General features: G+C 60.0%; 24 protein-coding genes and 1 tRNA gene. 16 read left to right on the top strand and 9 right to left on the bottom strand.

Going from position 1 to position 22,868, the window contains the following annotated elements:
• Nucleotide 1: 1 nt before the first annotated feature.
• A complete protein-coding gene (locus tag AC07VV_RS16825) occupies nucleotides 2-778 on the top strand; it encodes a divergent polysaccharide deacetylase family protein (protein WP_495036867.1) in 777 nt (258 codons plus the stop codon).
• A gap of 108 nt (nucleotides 779-886) precedes the next feature.
• Nucleotides 887-2,293 (top strand): Vps62-related protein, encoded by a 1,407-nt coding sequence (locus tag AC07VV_RS16820; RefSeq protein WP_495036866.1) that lies wholly within the window; start codon nucleotides 887-889, stop codon nucleotides 2,291-2,293.
• On the opposite strand, the gene AC07VV_RS16815 is transcribed toward AC07VV_RS16820, so the two are convergent.
• From AC07VV_RS16815 to AC07VV_RS16785, 7 genes are all read right to left on the bottom strand, one after another.
• Nucleotides 2,274-3,029: a substrate-binding periplasmic protein gene (locus AC07VV_RS16815; RefSeq protein ID WP_495036865.1), complete on the bottom strand. Its 756-nt coding sequence runs from the start codon at nucleotides 3,027-3,029 to the stop codon at nucleotides 2,274-2,276. The two genes, AC07VV_RS16820 and AC07VV_RS16815, sit on opposite strands and share 20 nt — an antisense overlap.
• Before the next feature lie 76 nt (nucleotides 3,030-3,105).
• Nucleotides 3,106-3,876, bottom strand: a complete 771-nt coding sequence (hisF, locus tag AC07VV_RS16810; protein ID WP_007909211.1) for an imidazole glycerol phosphate synthase subunit HisF — start codon at nucleotides 3,874-3,876, stop codon at nucleotides 3,106-3,108.
• A gap of 9 nt (nucleotides 3,877-3,885) precedes the next feature.
• The gene (gene hisA / locus AC07VV_RS16805; protein WP_003220753.1) at nucleotides 3,886-4,623 is read right to left on the bottom strand and encodes a 1-(5-phosphoribosyl)-5-[(5-phosphoribosylamino)methylideneamino]imidazole-4-carboxamide isomerase; all 738 of its coding nucleotides are present in this window, start codon (nucleotides 4,621-4,623) and stop codon (nucleotides 3,886-3,888) included.
• A 42-nt stretch (nucleotides 4,624-4,665) separates the two neighbouring features.
• Nucleotides 4,666-4,926, bottom strand: a complete 261-nt coding sequence (locus tag AC07VV_RS16800) for a DUF2164 domain-containing protein (protein WP_096821955.1) — start codon at nucleotides 4,924-4,926, stop codon at nucleotides 4,666-4,668.
• A complete protein-coding gene (hisH, locus tag AC07VV_RS16795) occupies nucleotides 4,927-5,565 on the bottom strand; it encodes an imidazole glycerol phosphate synthase subunit HisH (RefSeq protein ID WP_495036864.1) in 639 nt (212 codons plus the stop codon).
• Complete coding sequence (gene hisB, locus AC07VV_RS16790; RefSeq protein ID WP_192563168.1) at nucleotides 5,565-6,158, bottom strand: imidazoleglycerol-phosphate dehydratase HisB; 594 nt, start codon at nucleotides 6,156-6,158, stop codon at nucleotides 5,565-5,567. The genes hisH and hisB overlap by 1 nt, the downstream gene beginning before the upstream one ends.
• Before the next feature lie 263 nt (nucleotides 6,159-6,421).
• Nucleotides 6,422-8,086 (bottom strand): OFA family MFS transporter, encoded by a 1,665-nt coding sequence (locus tag AC07VV_RS16785; RefSeq protein WP_495036863.1) that lies wholly within the window; start codon nucleotides 8,084-8,086, stop codon nucleotides 6,422-6,424.
• 353 nt (nucleotides 8,087-8,439) lie between these two features.
• Here AC07VV_RS16785 and AC07VV_RS16780 point away from each other — a divergent pair, with 353 nt between their 5' ends.
• From AC07VV_RS16780 to AC07VV_RS16760, 5 genes are all read left to right on the top strand, one after another.
• The gene (locus AC07VV_RS16780; RefSeq protein ID WP_495036862.1) at nucleotides 8,440-10,671 is read left to right on the top strand and encodes an AsmA family protein; all 2,232 of its coding nucleotides are present in this window, start codon (nucleotides 8,440-8,442) and stop codon (nucleotides 10,669-10,671) included.
• Complete coding sequence (mutY, locus tag AC07VV_RS16775) at nucleotides 10,668-11,735, top strand: A/G-specific adenine glycosylase (RefSeq protein WP_007952550.1); 1,068 nt, start codon at nucleotides 10,668-10,670, stop codon at nucleotides 11,733-11,735. The genes AC07VV_RS16780 and mutY overlap by 4 nt, the downstream gene beginning before the upstream one ends.
• Nucleotides 11,732-12,004, top strand: a complete 273-nt coding sequence (locus AC07VV_RS16770; protein ID WP_007952551.1) for an oxidative damage protection protein — start codon at nucleotides 11,732-11,734, stop codon at nucleotides 12,002-12,004. Before mutY ends, AC07VV_RS16770 begins: the two co-directional genes overlap by 4 nt.
• Before the next feature lie 103 nt (nucleotides 12,005-12,107).
• Nucleotides 12,108-12,183: transfer RNA gene (locus AC07VV_RS16765), tRNA-Phe, on the top strand.
• Between the two features lie 136 nt (nucleotides 12,184-12,319).
• The gene (locus AC07VV_RS16760; protein WP_495036861.1) at nucleotides 12,320-12,631 is read left to right on the top strand and encodes a hypothetical protein; all 312 of its coding nucleotides are present in this window, start codon (nucleotides 12,320-12,322) and stop codon (nucleotides 12,629-12,631) included.
• Between the two features lie 43 nt (nucleotides 12,632-12,674).
• Here AC07VV_RS16760 and AC07VV_RS16755 read toward each other — a convergent pair whose 3' ends face one another.
• On the bottom strand, nucleotides 12,675-13,124 hold the full coding sequence (locus AC07VV_RS16755) for a carboxypeptidase regulatory-like domain-containing protein (protein ID WP_495036860.1): 450 nt from the start codon (nucleotides 13,122-13,124) through the stop codon (nucleotides 12,675-12,677).
• 261 nt (nucleotides 13,125-13,385) lie between these two features.
• On the opposite strand from AC07VV_RS16755, the gene AC07VV_RS16750 reads away from it, so the two are divergent.
• The 4 genes from AC07VV_RS16750 to AC07VV_RS16735 all read left to right on the top strand — a co-directional run bounded on the left by AC07VV_RS16750 (nucleotide 13,386) and on the right by AC07VV_RS16735 (nucleotide 16,390).
• Nucleotides 13,386-14,444: a PDDEXK nuclease domain-containing protein gene (locus AC07VV_RS16750; RefSeq protein ID WP_495036859.1), complete on the top strand. Its 1,059-nt coding sequence runs from the start codon at nucleotides 13,386-13,388 to the stop codon at nucleotides 14,442-14,444.
• Nucleotides 14,445-14,513: 69 nt separating this feature from the next.
• Nucleotides 14,514-15,497: an alpha/beta hydrolase family protein gene (locus AC07VV_RS16745; protein WP_495036858.1), complete on the top strand. Its 984-nt coding sequence runs from the start codon at nucleotides 14,514-14,516 to the stop codon at nucleotides 15,495-15,497.
• A 20-nt stretch (nucleotides 15,498-15,517) separates the two neighbouring features.
• Nucleotides 15,518-15,931: a hypothetical protein gene (locus AC07VV_RS16740; RefSeq protein WP_495036857.1), complete on the top strand. Its 414-nt coding sequence runs from the start codon at nucleotides 15,518-15,520 to the stop codon at nucleotides 15,929-15,931.
• A 6-nt stretch (nucleotides 15,932-15,937) separates the two neighbouring features.
• Nucleotides 15,938-16,390 carry a hypothetical protein gene (locus AC07VV_RS16735; RefSeq protein WP_495036856.1) on the top strand — a complete coding sequence of 151 codons (453 nt, stop codon included), beginning with the start codon at nucleotides 15,938-15,940 and terminating at the stop codon, nucleotides 16,388-16,390.
• Between the two features lie 70 nt (nucleotides 16,391-16,460).
• Here the strand turns inward: AC07VV_RS16735 and gabP are convergent, their stop codons facing one another.
• A complete protein-coding gene (gene gabP, locus AC07VV_RS16730; protein WP_495036855.1) occupies nucleotides 16,461-17,852 on the bottom strand; it encodes a GABA permease in 1,392 nt (463 codons plus the stop codon).
• Nucleotides 17,853-18,404: 552 nt separating this feature from the next.
• On the opposite strand from gabP, the gene AC07VV_RS16725 reads away from it, so the two are divergent.
• The 5 genes from AC07VV_RS16725 to AC07VV_RS16705 all read left to right on the top strand — a co-directional run bounded on the left by AC07VV_RS16725 (nucleotide 18,405) and on the right by AC07VV_RS16705 (nucleotide 22,617).
• Nucleotides 18,405-19,178, top strand: a complete 774-nt coding sequence (locus tag AC07VV_RS16725) for an ABC transporter ATP-binding protein (protein WP_007897462.1) — start codon at nucleotides 18,405-18,407, stop codon at nucleotides 19,176-19,178.
• A gap of 13 nt (nucleotides 19,179-19,191) precedes the next feature.
• Entirely contained in the window at nucleotides 19,192-19,941 is a 750-nt protein-coding gene (locus AC07VV_RS16720; RefSeq protein ID WP_096821939.1) for an ABC transporter substrate-binding protein, read from the top strand.
• A 78-nt stretch (nucleotides 19,942-20,019) separates the two neighbouring features.
• The gene (locus AC07VV_RS16715; RefSeq protein ID WP_096821938.1) at nucleotides 20,020-20,715 is read left to right on the top strand and encodes an ABC transporter permease; all 696 of its coding nucleotides are present in this window, start codon (nucleotides 20,020-20,022) and stop codon (nucleotides 20,713-20,715) included.
• On the top strand, nucleotides 20,712-21,401 hold the full coding sequence (locus AC07VV_RS16710; protein ID WP_007952568.1) for an ABC transporter permease: 690 nt from the start codon (nucleotides 20,712-20,714) through the stop codon (nucleotides 21,399-21,401). The genes AC07VV_RS16715 and AC07VV_RS16710 overlap by 4 nt, the downstream gene beginning before the upstream one ends.
• The gene (locus tag AC07VV_RS16705) at nucleotides 21,382-22,617 is read left to right on the top strand and encodes a methyltransferase (RefSeq protein WP_495036854.1); all 1,236 of its coding nucleotides are present in this window, start codon (nucleotides 21,382-21,384) and stop codon (nucleotides 22,615-22,617) included. Before AC07VV_RS16710 ends, AC07VV_RS16705 begins: the two co-directional genes overlap by 20 nt.
• Nucleotides 22,618-22,868: the final 251 nt, after the last annotated feature.

Below are 22,868 nucleotides of genomic sequence, written 5' to 3'. Positions count from 1 at the left end.
GATGTCTTTGCGTTTCGTCTTTGTCCTGCTGTGCTGTCTGGCGGGTGCTGCTCACGCAGAACCGGCCAGACCGACACCTCAAAAAGCCTACCTGACACTGATCATCGACGACCTGGGGCAGAACCTGCCCCGGGATCGCCGCGTGCTGGCCCTGCCCGGGCCAGTCACCACGGCAATCATGCCCGACACCCCGCACGCTACCGAATTTGCCCGCGAAGCCCATCGCGCCGGCAAGATCGTGATCCTGCACATGCCGATGGACCCGGCCACCGGGCCGTTTGCCTGGCATCCCGAACTGCCCATCGAAGAACTTGGGAAACGGCTCGACGCTGCATTCAAAATGGTCCCCTACACCGCCGGCATCAATAACCACATGGGCAGTCGCATGACGGCTCAACCGGTGGCGATGGCGTGGTTGATGGGTGAGTTGCAGCGCCGTCACAAGTTCTTCGTCGACAGCCGCACCAGCGCCCAGACCGTCGCCGCGCAGCAGGCGCAGAAGATCGATCTGGCGAGCGTTTCCCGGGATGTGTTTCTCGATGACGAACGCACCGAAGCAGCCATTTTCACCCAATTGCAGACGGCGATCAGCCTGGCCCGCAAGCAGGGTTCGGCGGTGATGATTGGTCACCCCTACCCACAGACGCTGGCCGTGCTGGAACGTGAACTGCCGAAATTGAAAGCCCAAGGCATCGAGTGGATCGACATCAAGCAGATGATCAGCGTGCGCAGCAATCGCGCCACGGCCGCTCATGGCAAAGACGGCATTTACCGGTAACAAGCCGTCACAAAGCGATAGATAGATACCGCAGGTAACCACCTGCATACCCGGATATTGAGACCCGTCGCGGCGACACCGAGCCGCTTTCTCAATTCGGGATTAATCATGAATACCCAAAACACTCTCACATCGCCTGTCCGGCAAATGGAACCCGTAGCGGTTGAAAACCTGCTGATCAATTTCACCACCGAGTTTCACCGGATCTGGGACAACACGGGCTCGAAGTCAAAACCCGGCAGCTTCTGGCGCCCGACACCGGCCCCCGATCTGCTACCCGGCTACTTTCCCCTGGGCGATCTCGTTGTCTCCGGCCAAGACAATATCAACGACAGGCAGGTGATGGCGGTTGTGCGCGAGGGCGATCCGCAGCAGGCCGAAGCCGGCAAGGGGCCAGCACTGAGCAGGCCCATTGATTACCAATGGGTATGGAGCGATTCAGGTTCGCGAGCCAACGGTGACTGCTCCGTATGGCGGCCGATTGCTCCCGAAGGCTATGTGGCACTCGGAATGGTATGTTCCAACGACCGCAGCAAGCCTTCCTTCAACGCCGTTCGTTGTGTACGCGCCGATCTGGTGGTCGCTTCAAGCGCCAACGCCCTGATCTGGAGCGACAAGGGCAGCGGAGCCGACCGCGATTTCAGCACCTGGAGCGTCAAGCCTCCGACCGCACCCGCCGGAGAGATATTCTTTGCCCCTGGCACCTTTGTCGGCGCCAATGGCTACAGCAAACCTGAAGCGCCCATCACCGCCTACGCCTTGCGAATGCCGATCCCGCTTCAGGTCGATACACCACCGCCCCCCCCTGAATTGACCGGGCTGGATGCCTCTGCCGCCCTGACGCCGTCCAAGATCACACAGGTCGTCCGATTGCCATGGTTCGCGGTAATCGACCCAGTGATGACAAGCCTTGTGCAGCTACGCACTTCACCGTTTTACCGCCTGGAAAGAGCAGATCGCTATCTGCTCGTCGGCGATGGGCAAAACAGCACAGACACGCGCCGATCGCTCAAGTGGAGAGCCCGCCGTACTCAGTCCTGGGACATGTTGCGCAAATTCACCCGCAACACCGGTATCGACATCGGCAGCCAATGGCCATGGGCAATATCGACGTCTCAGTCGGCCATCACTTGCTCAGCCAGATTGGGCGACAGCTTCTGCAACACCGAATCATCACCCTATGAATGGGTGAACTCCTCGGAGGTGGAAGTGATTGCGCTGGTTGCGAAAAAACGGTTCGCAGCGGTTTATCTGATGCAGAGCGACTACCGATTGCTGCGCGAAGATGGCTCCCAAGTAGAAGGCCATCTCAGCTATACCGACATGGATAGCCTGCATCTGGTCGACTACCCTACCGAGCCGGAACCGACAAAGAAGCCGGAACCGAAAACGGAACCAGAACCGCTGCACCCCACCGAGCCGGTGAAGGAGCCTGCAAAGCAGCCGACTGCAGAATCGCAAATTGATCCGCAGGCGCCGGCCGAGTCAGCGGTGGTTACAGATACCGCCCCATGATCTCGTCCACCACGCCGTCCTTGCGCATCTGGTCAAGCGCTGCCTGAAGCTTGGCAACGGCTTCGTCCGGCACGTCTTTGTTCAGCGCCAGATACAGCTCGGCGCTGTTGAAACGCAGCACGGTTTTCAGCCCGGTCACGCCATCCTGCCGCGCCAGATAACGGCCGGCAGGATCGCCGGTGGCCCACAGATCGATCTGACCGCTGACAAGCTTTTTGGCGTTGTCCTGATCGCGCAGCACCACCACCGGTTTCAAGCCCTGTTTGGTCAGGGTCTCGGCAATGGCATCGCCCTTGTAGGCGCCGATCTTGTATTTACGCGCGTCATTGAGGGTTTCGAGGGTGATCTTGCTGTCAGCCTTGGCCAGCATGACCCAGTCATCCGGGCCGATGGGGCCGACCCACTTGAACAGCGTCTCGCGATCCGGCAGGCGCGCCATGACGAATGCACCGTAGCCGGGATTCTCCAGTGCCAGCTTGTAGACCCGCTCCCAAGGGAAGCGCAAGGTCAGGCTGTACGTGATGCCGGCACGCTTGAACATCTCGCGCACGATGTCTGTGGCGATGCCGTTGATGTTTTCGTCTTGAGCGAAATTCTTGCCGTTCTTCGCCATGTTGTACGGCGGGAAGTTTTCGGTGAGGAGCACCAGATCGGTGTCGGGACTTTCTTCGGCGTGGCCAGTGTTGATCAACAACACGGAGGCACTGGCGAGAGCGAGAAGCAGGCGTTTGATCATGTCGGGCTACCGAAATCCATGGCGTGCCCAAGAGTGCCTTGGGTACGCCATGCTGTCCACTGGCCTGTATGGATGTTTAACGCATTACGATGCCGCGTTTGGCCATGTAGGCCTTGGCTTCCTGAACCGTGTATTCGCCGAAGTGGAAAATACTCGCCGCCAGTACGGCGCTGGCGTGGCCTTCGAGGATGCCATCGGCCAGATGCTGCAGGTTGCCGACGCCGCCGGAAGCGATTACCGGAATCCCCAGCGCATCGCTGATGGCACGGGTCACACCCAGGTCGAAACCGTTTTTCATGCCGTCCTGATCCATGCTGGTCAGGAGGATTTCACCGGCACCGAGGCCTTCCATTTTCTTCGCCCACTCGACCGCGTCGAGGCCGGTCGGCTTGCGACCGCCGTGGGTGAAGATTTCCCAGCGCGGGGTTTCGCCCGGGCCGGAAACCTTCTTCGCGTCGATGGCGACGACGATGCACTGCGAGCCGAAATGCTGCGCCGCTTCGCCGACGAATTCCGGGTTGAACACGGCAGCGGTGTTGATCGACACCTTGTCCGCACCGGCATTGAGCAGATTGCGAATGTCCTGCACGGTCCGCACGCCACCGCCGACGGTCAGCGGAATGAACACCTGGCTGGCCATGCGCTCGACGGTGTGCAGCGTAGTGTCACGGCCATCGACGCTGGCGGTGATGTCGAGAAAGGTAATCTCGTCGGCACCCTGCTCGTCGTAGCGACGGGCGATTTCCACCGGGTCACCGGCGTCACGGATGTTCTCGAACTTCACACCTTTGACGACCCGGCCGTTGTCCACGTCCAGGCAAGGGATGATGCGTTTGGCCAGCGCCATGGTCAGTCCTCAGCCTTGGTACGAATCGCAGAAAGCTTGCGCTTCGGCGACGTCGAGGGTGCCTTCGTAGATCGCCCGGCCGGTGATGGCGCCGATGATGCCCGGCGCCTTGGCGTCGAGCAGCGACTTGATGTCACCCAGGTTGTGAATGCCGCCGGAAGCGATCACCGGGATCTTGGTGGCAGCAGCGAGCGCAGCGGTGAACGGTACGTTGCAGCCCTGCATCATGCCGTCTTTGGCGATGTCGGTATAAACGATCGAGGACACGCCGTCGGCTTCAAACTGTTTGGCCAGGTCGATGACCTGCACGGTGCTGATTTCAGCCCAGCCATCGGTGGCGACAAAACCGTCTTTGGCATCCAGACCGACGATGATCTTGCCCGGGAACGCGCGGCAGGCTTCCGCGACGAACGCCGGATCCTTCACCGCTTTGGTGCCGATGATCACGTAGCTGACGCCAGCCTTGACGTAGTGCTCGATGGTTTCCAGCGAACGAATGCCGCCGCCGATCTGGATCGGCAGGGTCGGGTAGCGCTTGGCGATCGCGGTCACCACTTCGCCGTTGACCGGCTGGCCTTCGAAAGCGCCGTTCAGGTCGACCAGATGCAGACGACGGCAACCGCCCTCCACCCACTTGGCAGCCATGCTCACCGGGTCATCGGAGAACACTGTGGAATCTTCCATGCGGCCCTGGCGCAGACGTACGCAGGCACCGTCTTTGAGATCGATAGCGGGAATAATCAGCATCTGGCAAACCTTCAAATTTGAATGTTCAGCTTGGCTCGGAAATCAGTTTTTCTCGAGCGCCCACAGGTCGCTTTCGATGCTTTCAAACCGCTCCTTGAGGTGGGTCTGCACATCGAAAATCGCCCTGTTGTAATAGTGCGGAGCAATTTCGCGGGTAAACAGCTCAAGAATTTCCGCCGCCTCGAACGAACCCAGGTCCAGTTCGAAACGATCCTCCATGAACCGCTGGATCTTGCGATTGGCGTCGCTTTCCTGCTCGGGCGTGAGGGTCAGGATTGGCGGCTTGGATTTCTTGACAGCCATTTACCAGCGACCATCCCACGCAGCGAAGTTCTGCAGCAATTGCAGGCCATGGGTATGGCTCTTCTCCGGGTGGAACTGCACGGCGAAACGCGAACCTTCGGCCAGCGCCGCAGCGAAATCGACACCGTAATGACCGCTGCCGACCACTTGGCGCGGATTACCGGCGGCGATGTAGTAGCTGTGCACGAAGTAGAAACGCGCCAGGTCCGGAATGTTGTGCCACAGCGGGTGATCCACCGACTGCTTCACTTCGTTCCAGCCCATGTGCGGGACTTTCAGGTGCTCGCCGTCTTCATGCAGGTCTTTGCCGAAGAACTTCACCGCGCCCGGGAACAGGCCGATGCAATCGACGCCTTCGTTCTCTTCGCTGGTGTCGAGCAAGGCTTGCATGCCGACGCAGATGCCGAGGAACGGGCGATCCTGGCTGACTTCACGTACCAGCGAGTCGAAACCGAGGCGACGGATCTCCGCCATGCAATCGCGAATCGCGCCGACACCGGGAAAAACCACGCGGTCGGCTTCGCGGATCACGTCCGCATCGCTGGTGATCAGCACCTTGCCGGCGCCAACGTGCTCGAGGGCCTTGGCCACCGAGTGCAGGTTGCCCATGCCGTAATCGATTACCGCAACCGTCTGCATTACAGCACGCCCTTGGTCGAAGGCATCTGGCCGGCCATGCGGTCGTCCAGCTCGACGGCCATGCGCAGTGCGCGGCCGAAAGCCTTGAACACGGTTTCGATCTGGTGGTGGGTGTTGGTGCCGCGCAGGTTGTCGATGTGCAGGCTGACCAGCGCGTGGTTGACGAAGCCCTGGAAGAATTCCTGGAACAGGTCGACGTCGAAACCGCCAACGGTGGCGCGGGTGTACGGCACGTGCATCTGCAGGCCCGGACGGCCGGAGAAGTCGATCACCACGCGCGACAGCGCTTCATCGAGCGGCACGTAGGCGTGGCCGTAGCGACGGATGCCTTTCTTGTCGCCGATGGCTTGCGCGAAGGCCTGGCCGAGGGTGATACCGACGTCTTCCACGGTATGGTGGTCGTCGATATGCAGATCGCCCTTGCATTCGATATCCAGATCGATCAACCCGTGACGGGCAATCTGATCCAGCATGTGCTCAAGAAAAGGAACACCGATATCGAATCGGGCCTTTCCGGTGCCATCAAGGTTGATCGAGGCTTTGATCTGGGTTTCCAGAGTGTCGCGCTCGACAGACGCCTTACGTTCGGCCATCACCAGCTCCGCAAAATCATTGGGCGAAAAAGGCAGCCATTATAGGGGCGCGGGGCCGAAACAGAAACACGAGACGTGATATGGCAGACGGATAGAAGCCCGTACTGTCGGGGATAGACATGTCCATACAAGCCATTTCGGACAGCCCAAAACAACTGTGGGAGCGAGCTTGCTCGCGATGAGGGCCGCACATTCAACATCACTGTCGACTGTCAGACCGCTATCGCGAGCAGGCTCGCTCCCACAGAGTTGAGACGTTTTACTTAGTGGAACAGCACCGCCGTCTTCTGCAGGGTCACCCACACACCCCACGCCAACGGAATCCCGACCACCAGCCACGCAGCAACCGCCAGCGGCTTGCTGCCCGGAGCGGCTTTCCACTCGAGCACAGTGCTGCTGTCAGCACCCTTGTCGTGGCCCAGCGCCTGCTCGGCAGCCAGTTCGGCGTCGGTCATGAAGTACTTGTCTGCCACCGGGCGCACCAGCAGGTTGCACAGGAAACCCAGCACCAGCAGGCCGGCGAGGATGTACAGGGTGATGTCGTAAGCGGCGGCGCGTTCTACGCCGATGCTCAGTTGATACTCACGCAGATAGTTCACCAACACCGGACCCAGCACGCCAGCGGCAGCCCATGCCGTCAGCAGACGACCGTGGATCGCGCCGACCATCTGCGTGCCGAACAGGTCGGCCAGATACGCCGGAACGGTTGCGAAGCCACCGCCATACATCGACAGGATGATGCAGAACGCCGCCACGAACAGCGCAACGTTGCCCAGGTGACCGAGGTTCGGGATCAACGCGTACAGCGCAAAACCCAGCGCGAAGAACACGAAGTAAGTGTTCTTGCGGCCCAGGTAGTCCGAGAACGACGCCCAGAAGAACCGGCCGCCGATATTGAACAGGCTCAGCAGACCGGTGAAGCCCGCCGCGATCGCTGCGATCGAGGCCAGTTGCCCGGCATCCAGTTGACCGAACGGCAGATCGACACCGATCAATTTGCCGCCAAACACTTCCTGCAACAGTGGCGAAGCCATGCCGAGGATGCCGATACCGGCGGACACATTCAGGCACAGCACCAGCCACACCAGACGGAATTGCGGGGTTTTCCACGCCACATTCACGTGAACGTGACGGTGGGTGATCATCGCGTTCGCGGCTTTTTTCGCCGGGGCGGTCCAGCCCTCAGGCTTCCAGCCGGTTGGCGGCACACGGTACGACAGCGCCCCACCGATCATGAACACGAAGTAGATCGCGGCCATCACCAGGAAGCTCTGCCACACGCCGACGCTGGTTGGCGAAGCGAAGTGACCCATCAGCGCTGCGGCCAATGGTGCACCCACCATCGCGCCACCACCGAAGCCCATGATCGCCATGCCGGTCGCCATGCCGCGCTTGTCCGGGAACCACTTGATCAGGGTCGAGACCGGCGAGATATAGCCCAGGCCCAGACCGATACCGCCGATCACGCCGGAGCCGATCCACATCAGCCAGATCTGATGGGTATAGATCCCCAACGCAGAAATCAGCAGACCGCCACACCAGCACAGAGCCGATACCACACCAGCCTTGCGTGGCCCGGCGTGTTCGAGCCAGCCACCCCAGATCGCTGCCGAGCAGCCGAGGAAGATGAAGAACAGGGTGTAGATCCAGCCGAGCATGGAGATCGGCCAGTCGCATTGCGACGAGAAGACTTGTGCGATGAAGCTCATGTCCGGCGCGCAAGCCACCGGAGCGGTGATACCCAGCGCCTTGGACAGCGGCAGCCAGAACACGGAAAAACCGTAGGCCATGCCGATGCACAGGTGAATGGCCAGAGCGGCCGGTGGTACCAGCCAGCGGTTGAAACCGGGCTTGGCGATGATGCGTTCCTTGGACAGGAACGCAGGCTGGTCGGCGCTGAGGCCGTCCGCCGTAATGCTCGTGCTCATTGTGTATCCCCCAATTATTAGTATGGTTCGCCAGCCACTGCTCACCCCCGGCCTTTATGCACGCAGGCATGACCGTGTTGGTGGGTGAAGCTCCTTGAGGCGCGACCAAAAGTCGCAGAAGGGCGGACGAACGGGCGAAGGTTACCATCTGCACGTGACAGAAAAACCAAACTGATATCACCTTTTTTGAGTCATCTGATCTCCTGTGACCGGGGAACCCTCCTGCCGACCGTTGTCGAAGCGCTACACGTCGCGGATCGACAGGTTCCTCAGGACGCCGCACCAGCGCGGGGTTATGCAGCGCTATACTCCCCGGCTAAATTACGAATTCGACTAACTACAAGGACTCGCCCATGAAAGCGTTCGGCAAAATCCTGGGTCTGGTACTTCTCGGGCTGTTGCTGATCATTGTGGCGGCGGGCTTCGCCCTGACCCACCTCTTCGATCCCAACGACTACAAAGACGAGATCCGCCAGATAGCCCGCGACAAGGCCCACATCGAGCTGACGCTCAATGGCGATATCGGCTGGAGCCTGTTCCCGTGGCTCGGCCTGGAATTGCACGAAGCCAGCGTCGCCACCCTGATCAAGCCTGCCGAACCGTTTGCCGATCTGCAGATGCTCGGCCTGTCCGTGCGCGTACTGCCGCTGCTGCGCCGCGAAGTGCAGATGAGCGATGTGCGCGTCGAAGGCCTGAACCTGCGCCTGAACCGTGACAAGAACGGTCACGGCAACTGGGAAGACATCGGCAAGCTGCCTGCTGCTGCTCCTGCGCCGGGCAGCACCCCGCCAGTTGTTGCTGGCGAACCGGTTGCCGAAACGCCTGCCCAGCCGGAAAAACCGCCGCAGCCGATCCGCCTCGACATCGACAGCCTGACCGTCAACAACGCACGGGTTGAATACAACGACGAGCAGACCGGCAAGCAGTTCAGTGCCGAAAGCATCCAACTGAGCACCGGCGCGGTACACGATTCGACCAACATTCCGCTGAAAGCCACGGCGTTCCTCAGCACCAATCAGCCCGTGCTGCGGGTACGCACCGAGCTCAATGGCGAGCTGCGCATCGAGCGCGCCCTGCAGCGCTACAAGTTCGAAGACTTGAAGCTGTCTGGCGAACTGACCGGCGATCCACTGCAAGGCAAGGCCATGACGTTCTCTGCCCAGGGGCAGATGCTGCTGGACAAGGCTGCGAACGTCGCTGAATGGACCGGGATCAAGATTTCCGCCAACCAGTTGCGCGCCCTGGGTGAACTGAAGGCCAACGATCTCGACAAGACCCCGCAGATCACCGGCGGGATTTCCATCGCCCAGTTCGATCTGGCGAAATTCGTCGACAGCATCGGCCAGACCCTGCCGGCCATGGCCGAAGGCAGCCTGAGCAAGGTCGAGCTGGTCAGCCGCGTTGCCGCCACGCCAACCAGCGTGTCCCTGGACAACATCAATCTGAAACTCGACGACAGCAGCTTCAGCGGTCGCATCGCCGTCGAAGACTTCGCCAAACAATCGCTCCGGGCGATCCTCAAGGCCGACACGTTCAATGTCGACCGCTACCTGCCGCCGAAATCGGAAAAGGCCACCAGCGCCACCCAGGCGCGTCAGACCGAAGTCGCCAGCACCGAAGCCGATGCCATGGCCGGTGCCGGCAGCACCCCGCTGCCGGACAAACCGAGCAAAAGCGCGTGGAGTACTGAACGCCTGTTTCCGGTGGAGCGTCTGAGCAAACTGGACGTGAATGCCGACCTGACCTTCGGCCAGTTGACCCTCGACAAGCTGCCGATCCAGAACGCTGCGCTGAAAGCCACCGGCCAGGGCGGCCTGCTGACCCTGGAGAACCTTCGCGGCGAGCTGTACAACGGCGACTTCGAAGCCAAGGGCACTCTCGACGTGCGCCAGACCGCGCCAGTGCTGAATCTGCAAACCCGGATCAACCGAGTGCCGGTGGAAAAAATCCTCGAAAGCCAGGGCAAGAATCCGCCGGTCAAAGGCCTGGTGAACCTCACCAGCACCGTCACCGGTAGCGGCAACAGCCAACAGGCGCTGATCGACACCCTCAACGGCAACGCCAGTTTCGTGATCAACAACGGCGTGCTGCTCAACGCCAACCTTGAGCAGCAACTGTGCAAAGGCATCGCCACCCTCAACCGCAAATCCCTGAGCGGCGAACCGCGCGGCAAGGACACGCCGTTCCAGGAACTCAAGGGCAACCTCACCTTCCGCAACGGCGTCGCCAGCAACCCGGATCTGAAAGTGCGGATCCCGGGCATGACCGTCAACGGTGACGGCGACATCGACCTGAAAGTGCTGGGCATGGACTATCGCGTCGGCATCATCGTCGAAGGCGACACCAGCGCCATGCCGGACCCGGCCTGTCAGGTCGGCGACAAATTCGTCGGAATCGAGTGGCCGCTGCGCTGCCGTGGCCCGCTGGAGCTTGGCGCCAAGGCTTGCCGCCTGGATAACGAACGGCTCGGCCAGGTCGCGACCAAAATGGCCGGCGACAAGCTCAGCGAAAAAATCGACGAAAAACTGGGCGACAAAGTCAGCCCTGAACTGAAAAACGCATTGAAGGGGCTGTTCAAGCGATGAGAGCGGAGCAGTTTTCCACGGCGGTGCTGGAATGGTTCGACCGCCACGGCCGCCATGATTTGCCCTGGCAACAGAACATCAACCCGTATCGGGTGTGGGTGTCGGAAATCATGTTGCAGCAGACCCAGGTCAGCACCGTGCTCAATTACTTCGACCGTTTCATGGCCGCGTTGCCGACGGTCGAAGCCCTGGCCGAAGCGCCGGAGGACGAAGTGCTGCACCTGTGGACGGGTCTGGGTTACTACACTCGCGCACGCAATTTGCAGAAGACCGCGAAGATCGTCGTCAGCCAGTACGGCGGCGAGTTTCCGCGCGATGTCGAAAAGCTCACGGATTTGCCGGGCATCGGCCTGTCCACCGCTGGCGCGATTGCCAGCATCAGCATGGGACTGCGCGCGCCGATCCTCGACGGCAACGTCAAACGGGTGCTGGCGCGCTTTACCGCGCAGGAGGGCTACCCCGGCGAGCCGAAGGTCGCCAAACAGCTGTGGGCCAACGCAGAACGCTTCACGCCGCAGGATCGGGTCAACGCCTACACCCAGGCGATGATGGATCTGGGCGCCACGCTATGCACCCGCAGCAAACCGAGCTGCCTGCTGTGTCCGCTGGAAAAGGGCTGCGAAGCGCACATGCTCGGCCTGGAGACGCGTTATCCGATTCCCAAGCCGCGTAAAGCCATCCCGCAGAAACGCACGCTGATGCCGCTGCTGGCCAACGAGGATGGCGCAATTCTGCTTTATCGCCGCCCGTCCAGCGGATTGTGGGGCGGTTTGTGGAGCCTGCCGGAACTCGACGACCTCGACGACCTGCAACACCTCGCCGCGCAGCACTCGCTGGAACTCGGCGAGCAGCAGGCGCTGCCGAGCCTTGTCCACACGTTCAGTCACTTCCAGCTGTCCATCGAACCCTGGCTGGTTCAGGTGCAGGAAGCCGGCGGTCACGTGGCCGAGGCCGACTGGCTCTGGTATAACCTCGCCACCCCGCCGCGCCTGGGCCTCGCCGCCCCGGTCAAGACCTTGCTCGAACGCGCGGCCGCCGTCTTGAATGCAGGAGAGTCGACATGACCCGCACCGTAATGTGCCGCAAGTACAAAGAACAACTCGAAGGTCTGGAGCGCCCACCGTACCCGGGCGCCAAGGGCCAGGACATCTTCGAACACGTCTCGGCCAAGGCCTGGGCCGACTGGCAGAAACACCAGACTCTGCTGATCAACGAAAAACGTCTGAACATGATGAACGCCGAAGACCGCAAATTTCTTCAGGGCGAAATGGACAAGTACTTCTCCGGCGAGGAATACGCCCAAGCGGAAGGCTACGTACCGCCAGCGGAATAACCCCCGAAAATCGGGGGTCGGATCGTAAGCGACGGAATTAATTTAAGAAATTTTAAAAAAAAGTTTGACGTAAATCCGAAAAACCCTTTTAATGCGCCCCGTTGCCCAGATAGCTCAGTCGGTAGAGCAGGGGATTGAAAATCCCCGTGTCGGCGGTTCGATTCCGTCTCTGGGCACCAAATACCGAAAACCCTGAATCGCAAGATTCAGGGTTTTTTTATGCCTGCGATTTGGTGGCGGCTGGATCCCGCGCTTCTTGCAGGCCGGAATTCGCGATACTTTTCCCAACCCTTACGGAAGAGGGTCATCCAGTCGATGAACCAGAAAAGAACCCGCATCCCCCTGCCCCATCCACCACCCTATCGCCAGAGCCGGACTTCGTTCTGGCTGACGCTTCTTGTCGGGCTGTTGATAACGTTCGCCGTTTGCGCGTCGATTTACATGATCATCGACAGCCTGATCAGTGGCTCGATCACCACAACCAATCGCGGCCCGCGCACAACCTACCTCCGGGATCTGCAACCGCGCAGGTACTGGTTCGAAGTCGTGTGGCAAAGCCTCATCCCCCTGATGCTGGTGAGCGTTGCGCTGTTCGGGTTACGGATCCACCTGAAGGTACGCAAGTGAACGTAATGGACGGGATTCAGCCCGAACCCCGTCCTGGTCGACGTTATTGATGCCAATCCCAATGAAACACCAGGTTACTTGCCCCGCCGCTGCCAACATTGGCAACGTCCCGGCGCACCTCGCCATTGCGCGTGGCAACCACGGTGTATTTGCCTGGCGGCAGTTGCGCATAGACCAGCGGCCCGATCTGACTCAGATTCAGCACCGTTTGTCCTGCGGCTTTCTGGATCACCAGATCGACATCCGAGGTGTACAGGTTTTGTGCACCGACAGAGAAGGTCATGTGCAGGTTGTAGCCGGCGGCTTGTTGAATCGCCCGTGACTCGTCCAGGCCAATCCCTCCGGACAGGTAATTGATACCGTTTTGCTGTTGTTGCTGGACTTGCACACCGGCACTGTCGATCGGCTCGGCGCTGCTCGCCTGCGCCATGAGCGGGAACATCAGAACAGCCACTGCAGCGACCGGCAGCATGAATGAAATGACGCGTTTCATGATGAGTACTCCCGGGTTCTCGCAGAACCCAATCGTTACTCCTGTTTAGATTTTGCTGAGCGGGACGGGTTTTAGATTGATTGGAACTTGGAGCGGGTACGAAAAGGACTACGCGTTGTATTCCTCAATCGCTATCTTCGTCGGTCGTATCTTGCAAACCCCGTCCCCCCTTCCTTCGTTTGAGCCAGACACGGCCGGCATCGCCAGTCCGTGAGTTATTGGCATGCTCTTGCTTCTGTTTCTCCTGAGCCGGAAGACCTGATGAGCCAACTTGAACCTGCTGATACGCAAGATCCAAAATTCGATTCGCTGTTGGGCGATCTGGGTGACCTGATACGCCAGGCGCGGCAGAAAGTGCTGCGAACGGTCGACACGATTCAGGTCCAGACCTGCTGGCAGATCGGGCGACATATTGTCGAGTTCGAACAACAGGGGGCCCGGCGGGCGGGGTATGGAAAGTTTTTGTTGGCCACGTTGGCGAAAGGGCTGACTGCAGACTTCGGAAAAGGCTTTGACGTAACCAATCTTCGAAAAATGCGGCAGTTTTACCAGCTCTTTCCAATTCGAGACGCACTGCGTCTCGAATTGAGCTGGACCCATTACCGCAGGATATTACAGGTCGAAAGCGAATCAGCCCGCCAGTGGTACATGAACGAAGCCGCCACGCAAAACTGGTCAAGCCGCGCCCTGGATCGCCAGATCAACACGCTCTACTACGAACGTCTGTTGATGAGCCGAGACAGAACCGACGTCTATGCAGAGGCAGCGACCAACATTGCCGCGATGAAAAGCAATCCCCGGGAATTCATCCGCGACCCCGTCCTTCTGGAGTTTCTCGGCCTGCCATCACCGGGCAAGCTTCAGGAATCAGAACTGGAACAGGCCTTGATCGATCAGCTCCAGGGTTTTCTCCTCGAACTGGGCAAGGGCTTCGCTTTTGTCGGCCGTCAGCAACGCATCAGCGCTGGAGACGATGATTTTTACATCGACCTGGTGTTCTACAACTATCTGCTCAAATGCTTCGTCATCCTGGATCTGAAGCGCGGCAAACTCAGCGCTCGGGACGTGGGACAGATGGACATGTACATACGCATGTACGACGACCTGAAACGCAGTGAGGGCGACGGGCCTACGGTGGGGATCATTCTCTGTGCACAACAAAATGAATCGGTTGCGCGCTACACAATCCTCAAGGGCAATGAACAACTGTTCGCCAGCAGCTACAAACTGGTGCTGCCGAGCGAAGAGGAATTACGAGCGGAGCTAAACCGGGAACACACGCTGCTGGAAGAACGCTTGATTGATCAGCCGGATGATTAACCGACGACGGATTGTTCACCGAGCCGCCTGAGACTATCGTTGGCAGCTACTCCGCGAAGGTCGAGAGCCATGGGTTTTCAAGAGACGCACGCACTGGAAGATGCCCGGAACAGAACCGCGCTCGCAAGCGATGTTCAGGACGCACCCTTTCAGGAGCCCGCCGCCGACGGCTATCGTCTTGGCGGCTTCACTTGGCGCCACGCTTCGCCCGACCCACAGCGCCCGGTGGTGATCATCAACGCCGCCACTTCCGTGCGCTGCCGTCACTATTCGCGCTTCGCGGCATACCTGTTCGCCAACGGCTTCGACGTGATCATTTACGACTACCGGGGCATTGGTGAGTCGCGGCCGAAGTCGATGAGGCATTTGCAGGCTTCTTGGACGGATTGGGGCGCGCTGGATTTCGAGGCGATGCTCAAACGCGCACAGCGGGAGTTTCCCGGTCAGCCGATCGATGTGGTCGGGCACAGCTTTGGTGGTTGCGCAGCGGGGCTGGGGGCCTCCGGGCAGGTAATCCGACGATTGGTTACGGTGGGCGCGCAGTTTGCTTACTGGCGCGATTACGCTCCGGATCACCGCTGGTGGATGTTCGGCAAATGGCATCTGCTGATGCCACTGGTCACGCTGTTCTGTGGCTACTTCCCGGGCAAACGCCTCGGCTGGCTGGAAGACACGCCCGCGGGCGTGGTGCGCGACTGGAGCACGCCTGGCGCACGTTATGAGCAGCGTCCGAGCGGTCGGGCGATGCTGGCGAAGAACGGCTGCCTGCCCTTCTCCAAGGTCCACGCAAACACCCTGGCAATCAGTATCGGTGACGATCCTTACGGGACCATTCCGGCAACCGAACGCCTGCTCGATTACTTCCACAATGCCCGAAAGACCCACCTGCGAATCGAACCCCAGAACATTGGCGAACAAGAAGTCGGACATTTCGCCTTTTTTCGCAGCGCATACCAAGCCACACTATGGCCCATCGCTCTGACCTGGCTGCAAACCGGCGCACTGGCCCCCGACACACCGGGGCGCAAAATCCCACGCAGCCAAACCCTTTAACGCACCACGGAACACACACCATGGCTTCCGCCAACAAGCAGCAAAAACGTGCCGCCCGGGCCAAGACCAAGGCCAAGCAGAACCGCACCAAACGTGCGGAAGCGCCAGTCGAGCTGGACCCGAACGACGACCGCATCGATTTCGAGTCGGTGGACCTGACCGAGCTGTTCAAGAAAATGATCGACGCTGAGAAGATCAGCCAGCAGGCCCTGTGCGCTGCGTTCCTCGAAGACCCGTTGCTGGAGCTGGTGTACGAGCAGGAAGGCGAAGAAGGTGCGATGGACTTCATCCTCGCCGCACTGATCGAGTACCGCCAGTGGTCCACCGAGACCGACGAGGCCGGTGCCCTGGCGTGGATTGAATCGCCCGCCTTCCAGAAAGACTATGTGGCCGCGTCCGACGCAATCGCCGCACAAACCCAACAGAAAAACTGAGTTCCCATGGCATCCCTGAACAAGCAGCAGAAACGCGCCAAACGCGCCAAGGCCAAAGCCAAGCAAATCCGCATGGTCGGCCGCAAACCTCTGGCCCAGGACGATGACCTCGGTCACCTGGCCGAGCCGATCCCGGAATACACCCTGGCGATGTTCAGCAAGATGCGCGACGCCGAAGCCGTCAGCCGCAACGAAATGCTCCTGACGCTGCTGCGGGAGCTGGCGTTCATCATCGTTGATCATCCTGAACTGCTGGACATGGAAAACGCCGACAACGAAGGCATGGCTGCCACCCATTTGGCCGCCGACATGCTGATCGATTACCGCATGTGGGCCGACGGCATGGATCGCGAGACCGCCCAGGCCTGGCTGAGCGAACCACAGTTCATCACCGACTTCGGGATTGCGCTGGACACCTACGGCCAGTCTCTGGATGCGCCGGAAGAGAAGAGCGAATAAACCCCGCTCAGTAACAAAAACGGCCGCTTGTCATCACTGACAGCGGCCGTTTTGCATTACGCGATACGGATCAGTTCAGAACCACCGCACCACGCTTTTCCGTCTTGCGACGGCGAGCCACCAACAGACCGGTGGCGACAACCACCAGACTCAGCAGGCCGGTCGCGAGGATTTCCACACGGTGGGCGTCCTGGAACAGCATGATGGTCAGGGCTGCCACGATGAAGGCGATCACCGCGTAGGTCAGGCCCGGGAACAGCCACATGCTGAAGACGATTTTTTCGCCGCGAGCCATGCGTTGTTTGCGCATGCGTAGTTGCGAAATCGCGATCACCAGGTACACCAGCAGCGCGATGGCGCCGGAGCTGGCCAGCAGGAACTCGAACACCGCAGCCGGGGCCACGTAGTTGGCGAAGGTGCACAGGAACGCCGCGCCAGTGGACAGCATCACTGCCCAGTAAGGGGTGCCGCTTTTGTTGGTGCGGGTTGCCATGGCAGGAGCATCGCCACGCTTGCCGAGGGAGAACAGCATGCGCGAAGAGGTGTACAGCGCCGAGTTCAGGCAGCTGGTCACCGCGACCAGTACCACGATGTCGACGATCATCTTGGCGTTCGGGATGCCCATGCGATCAAGCACAGTCTGGTAGGAGCCGAGGCTGGCCAGAACCGGATCGTTCCATGGCACCAAGGCCACAACGATGAAGATCGATACGAGGTAGAACAGGCCGATCCGCCAGATCACCGAGTTGGTGGCCTTGGAAATCTGCTTGCCAGGGTTCTTCGATTCCGCGGCCGCGATGGTCACGATCTCGGTACCCATGAAGGAGAACATGGTGGTCAGGATTGCGCCCAACACCGCGCCCATGCCGTTTGGCAGGAAGCCCTGGGTGTCGAAGATGTGCGAAACACCGCTGACCTGGCTGTTCGGCAGGAAGCCGAAAATGGCCGCGATGCCGAGGATGATGAAACCGATGATCGCCACGACTTTGAGCAGGGCGAACCAGAATTCGAACTCACCGTAGTTTTTCACGCTGAACAGGTTGGTCACCGTCAGCAGCATGGTGATGATCAGCGCGAAAGCCCAGATTTCCACGCTCGGGAACCAGGCGTGCAGGATGGTCGCGGCGGCGTTGGCCTCCAGCGGGATCACCAGCACCCAGAACCACCAGTACAGCCAGCCGATGGTGAAACCGGCCCAATGGCCGATGGCGCGGTCGGCATAAGTCGAGAAGGAGCCGGTGTCAGGCGAAGCAACAGCCATTTCGCCGAGCATGCGCATCACCAGCACAACCAGCGCGCCAGCAGCGGCGTACGCCAGCAGAACAGCGGGACCAGCAGCGGCGATGGCGTGGCCGGAGCCTACGAACAGACCTGCACCGATCACCCCGGCGATCGACAGCATGGTCACATGACGCGGTTTGAGCCCCTGTTCGAGGCCATTGGAGCTTTGGGTACTGCTCATTGAAACTACCTTTGCGAGGAAAGCGATTCAGTCCGTCCCGTCTGGCGTTCCTTCTCGTAAAAAGAATCCAACGGGGCGTTCCAGATTCTGCACGCAATAATTGCGCCAAAATGTTTCAAACTCTTCTGTCTCGCGGTTTTCAGCGCGACCGGACAGTCATCGCAAGTCCTTGAGAATGCTGGCCTTTCGCCAAAGCGTTACCCTGCGACTCACTTTTTAAACGAATCAGCGCACCAGAAACACACTGAAAAAGTGTGGGATGCACAATAAAAGGGCGAATGAGGAACGTTCGGCCGGTTAGCGCTTCCAACACCCCGCCAAAGGTGGCAACATCGCGCCTTTTTTTACGCGGCACCCACGGGATTCAACGTTCAAACACCCGTTCGGTTGTTGATGGGGCGACAGTCTGCTGCGCCGATGCGACAACCTGCCACACGCCATCCGTTTACCGCCCGTAGCGCTGTTGGCTGCCATTGAAACGCTATGCTAGCTTGGCCGCCTCGCCAGGAAGGCCAACCAACAGCAGGAGCGCAACATATATGAGGAACGCACATGGCTGAGGCCACGCCCGCGCTTGAAATCCGCAACTTGCACAAACGCTACGGACAGCTTGAGGTGCTCAAAGGCATCTCGCTGACCGCCCGCGACGGCGATGTGATCTCGATCCTGGGTTCCTCCGGTTCCGGCAAGTCCACGTTCCTGCGTTGCATCAACCTGTTGGAAAACCCGCATCAGGGCCAGATCCTGGTGGCCGGGGAAGAACTCAAGCTCAAGGCCGCCAAGAATGGCGAGCTGGTTGCCGCCGACGGCAAGCAGATCAATCGCCTGCGCTCCGAGATTGGTTTTGTGTTTCAAAACTTTAATCTGTGGCCGCACATGAGCGTGCTCGACAACATCATCGAAGCACCGCGCCGCGTGCTCGGCCAGAGCAAGGCCGAAGCCATCGAAGTCGCCGAAGCCCTGCTGGCCAAGGTCGGCATCGCCGACAAGCGCCACGCCTACCCGGCGCAATTGTCCGGCGGCCAGCAACAACGCGCGGCGATTGCCCGCACGCTGGCGATGCAGCCCAAGGTGATCCTGTTCGACGAGCCCACCTCCGCCCTTGACCCGGAAATGGTCCAGGAAGTACTTAATGTCATCCGCGCATTGGCCGAAGAAGGCCGCACCATGCTGCTCGTGACCCACGAAATGGGGTTCGCCCGTCAGGTTTCCAGTGAAGTGGTGTTCCTCCACCAGGGCCTGGTCGAAGAGCAAGGATCGCCACAGCAGGTGTTTGAAAACCCGCTTTCGGCGCGCTGCAAACAATTCATGTCCAGCAACCGCTAACGGAGCTACCCGCATGCAGAACTACAAAAAGGTCTTCCTGGCCGCCGCCGTCTCCCTGGCGTTCAGCGCCGGCGCCATGGCCGAGACCCTGAAGATGGGCATCGAAGCGGCTTACCCGCCGTTCAACAACAAAGATGCCAGCGGTAACGTCGTCGGCTTCGACAAAGACATCGGCGACGCCCTGTGCGCCAAGATGAAAGTCGAGTGCTCCGTGGTCACTTCCGACTGGGACGGCATCATCCCGGCCCTGAACGCCAAGAAGTTCGACTTCCTGATCTCTTCGATGTCGATCACCGACGAGCGCAAGCAAGCGGTGGACTTCACCGACCCGTACTACTCCAACAAGCTGCAATTCATCGCGCCGAAAAACGTCGACTTCAAAACCGACAAGGCTGCGCTGAAAGGCAAAGTGATCGGCGCCCAGCGCGCGACCCTGGCCGGCACCTTCCTGGAAGATCACTTCGGTGACGACATCACCGTCAAGCTCTACGACACCCAGGAAAACGCCTACCTCGACCTGACTTCCGGTCGCCTGGACGGCATCCTCGCCGACAAATACGTCAACTACGAGTGGCTGAAAAGCGACGCCGGCAAAGCCTACGAATTCAAGGGCGACCCGGTGGAAGAAAGCGACAAGATCGGTATCGCTGTACGTAAAGGCGACGCCATCCGCGAGAAGCTGAACGTCGCGCTGAAGGAAATCGTTGCCGACGGCACCTACAAGAAGATCAACGACAAGTACTTCCCGTTCAGCATCTACTGATCCTGACCTGCCGGATCGACGCCGCTACACAGCGGCGCCGATCCCCGGCCTTGCCTGCCGCGATTTGAAAAGAAATCCATGATTATCGACCTCTACGGATTCGGCCCGGCGCTCGCCGCCGGCGCGCTGATGACCGTCAAACTGGCACTCTCGGCCCTGTGCCTCGGGCTGGTGCTCGGTCTGCTCGGCGCCTTGGCCAAGACTTCCCCGTACAAGCCGCTGCAATGGCTTGGCGGCACATATTCAACCCTGGTGCGCGGCGTCCCGGAATTGCTCTGGGTGCTGTTGATCTACTTCGGTACGGTCAACGCCATGCGCGCCCTCGGTGAGTTCTTCGGCAATCCCGATCTGGAACTCAGCGCCTTCGCCGCCGGCGTCATTGCGTTGGGCCTGTGCTTCGGCGCCTACGCCACGGAAGTGTTCCGTGGCGCGATCCTCGCCATTCCCAAAGGCCACCGTGAGGCCGGCGTGGCCCTGGGCCTGTCGAAATGGCGGATCTTCACCCGGCTGATCATGCCGCAGATGTGGCGCATCGCCCTGCCCGGTCTGGGCAACCTGTTCATGATCCTGATGAAGGACACCGCACTGGTGTCGGTGATCGGTCTGGAAGAAATCATGCGTCACGCGCAAATCGGCGTAACCGTGTCCAAACAGCCGTTCACCTTCTACATGGTCGCTGCCTTCATGTACCTGGGCCTGACCGTACTGGCCATGACCGGCATGCACTTCCTGGAAAAACGCGCCGCACGCGGCTTCGCGAGGAGCGCTCAATGAACTGGGAAGTCATCATCAAGTGGCTGCCGAAACTGGCTCAGGGCGCGACCCTGACCCTGGAACTGGTCGCCATCGCCGTGATCGCCGGATTGCTGCTGGCAATCCCGCTCGGCATCGCCCGCTCCTCGAAGCTGTGGTACGTGCGCGCATTGCCCTACGCCTACATCTTCTTTTTCCGTGGCACGCCGTTGCTGGTTCAGTTGTTCCTGGTCTATTACGGCCTGGCACAGTTCGACGCGGTCCGTAACAGCTCGATGTGGCCATACCTGCGCGATCCGTTCTGGTGCGCTACCGCGACCATGACCCTGCACACCGCGGCGTACATCGCCGAGATCCTGCGCGGCGCGATCCAGGCGATTCCGCCGGGTGAGATCGAAGCGGCGCGGGCGCTGGGCATGTCCCGGCCGAAAGCGTTGTTCTACATCATCCTGCCGCGTGCTGCGCGCATCGGCTTGCCTGCCTACAGCAACGAAGTGATCCTGATGCTCAAGGCCAGTGCCCTGGCCAGTACCGTGACTTTGCTGGAACTGACCGGCATGGCCCGTACGATCATTGCCCGCACTTATTTGCCGGTGGAGATCTTCTTCGCGGCCGGCGTGTTCTATCTGGTAATGGCCTACGTGCTGGTTCGCGGCTTCAAACTGCTGGAACGCTGGCTGCGCGTCGATGCGTGCCAGGGGCGCTGACTCTTCTTACGTGCTGACGGGCGAGGATCTGCTCGCCCGCTTCACGGCACTGGATACATTTCTCACGGCGCATCAGGCGCTGTGGAAGCCCCGCCCGTTTACTCATCTGCAACTGCCCTGGGAAGCGTCCTACCCGGAGCTGTCCGCGTGGCTACGCGGGCGGTCGCTGGAAGATGCGGAAAACGCCCATAACCAACCTGCCGAACTCTTGGATGCGCCGGAGCCGTTCGCTTCATTGGCGGCGTTGTCGCTTGAATTGAGCGCTGTGGGTGAATTGCCTGCACGCTCACTGGAAGCCGCCGGTCATCGCTTGAATGTCGACGTGCCAGGGCGCAAATGGCAGCAGATCGAGGCCTTCGCCAGCTGCTTGTCGTTTATCTCGCAACCAAAGCACTGGCTGGATTGGTGTTCGGGAAAAGGCCATTTGGGCCGGCGTCTGCTCAGTGCCGACCAGCAACTCACGTGCCTGGAATATGACCCGGCGCTGGTCGCCAGCGGTCAGGCATTGAGTCAACGCCATCACCTGCATGCGCTGCATGTCGAGCAGGATGTGCTCGCGGCGAACACCGCTTTATTACTGAACGCCGAACACACGCCCGTTGCCTTGCATGCTTGCGGTGACCTGCATGTGCGCCTGATGCAACTGGCCTCCGCCGCTGGCTGCCGACACATGGCGATCGCACCGTGCTGCTACAACCGGATCAGTCGTACTGAATATCAGGCATTGTCCTCCGCTGGTTCGCGATCAGACCTACAGCTGTCGCTGGAAGATCTGTCCCTGCCGATGAGCGAAACCGTCACTGCAGGGGCCCGCGTCCGACGGCAACGTGATACCTCCATGGCCCGTCGCCTGGCTTTCGATCTCTTGCAACGCCAATTGCGCGGGGTCGACGAATACCTGCCGACGCCTTCCCTGCCGAGCGCCTGGCTGGACAAGCCGTTCGCCGATTTCTGCCGCGATCTGGCGGCGTTGAAAGAGTTATCCACAATCGGCGAGCAAGACTGGCCGGCACTGGAAGCCGCCGGTTGGCAGCGATTGGCCGAAGTTCGCAACCTGGAATTAATGCGTGGACTGTTCCGACGCCCGCTGGAGCTTTGGCTGAATCTTGATCGGGCACTTTTCCTCACCGAACAGGGATACGTCGTACGTCTCGGCACCTTCTGCGAAGCGCCGCTCACACCGCGTAATTTCCTGTTGCTAGCCGAACGCGCTTAATTCTTTACAGCCTGTGGATAACTCTGTTGATGGATTTCTCGTGGATCCAATATCCACGGCTGTTTCAAGCCATTAACAGCTCTGGTCATTTTTTGTTCATATGAATAAAAAACCGGTAAAACAGGGATTTGCGATTCAAATGAGAACCCGTCCACAAAATCCCGCCTGAGCCTGTCGAATTAAACGCCTGTTGTGCATAAGCCCCCAAGCAAAAGGACATAACCGCCGAATCACGGACGCCGGCAACGGAA

The sequence above is a fragment of the Pseudomonas sp. GW821-FHT02C04 genome, assembly GCF_059421845.1.
This window is presented reverse-complemented; position numbering and strand designations above follow the sequence as displayed.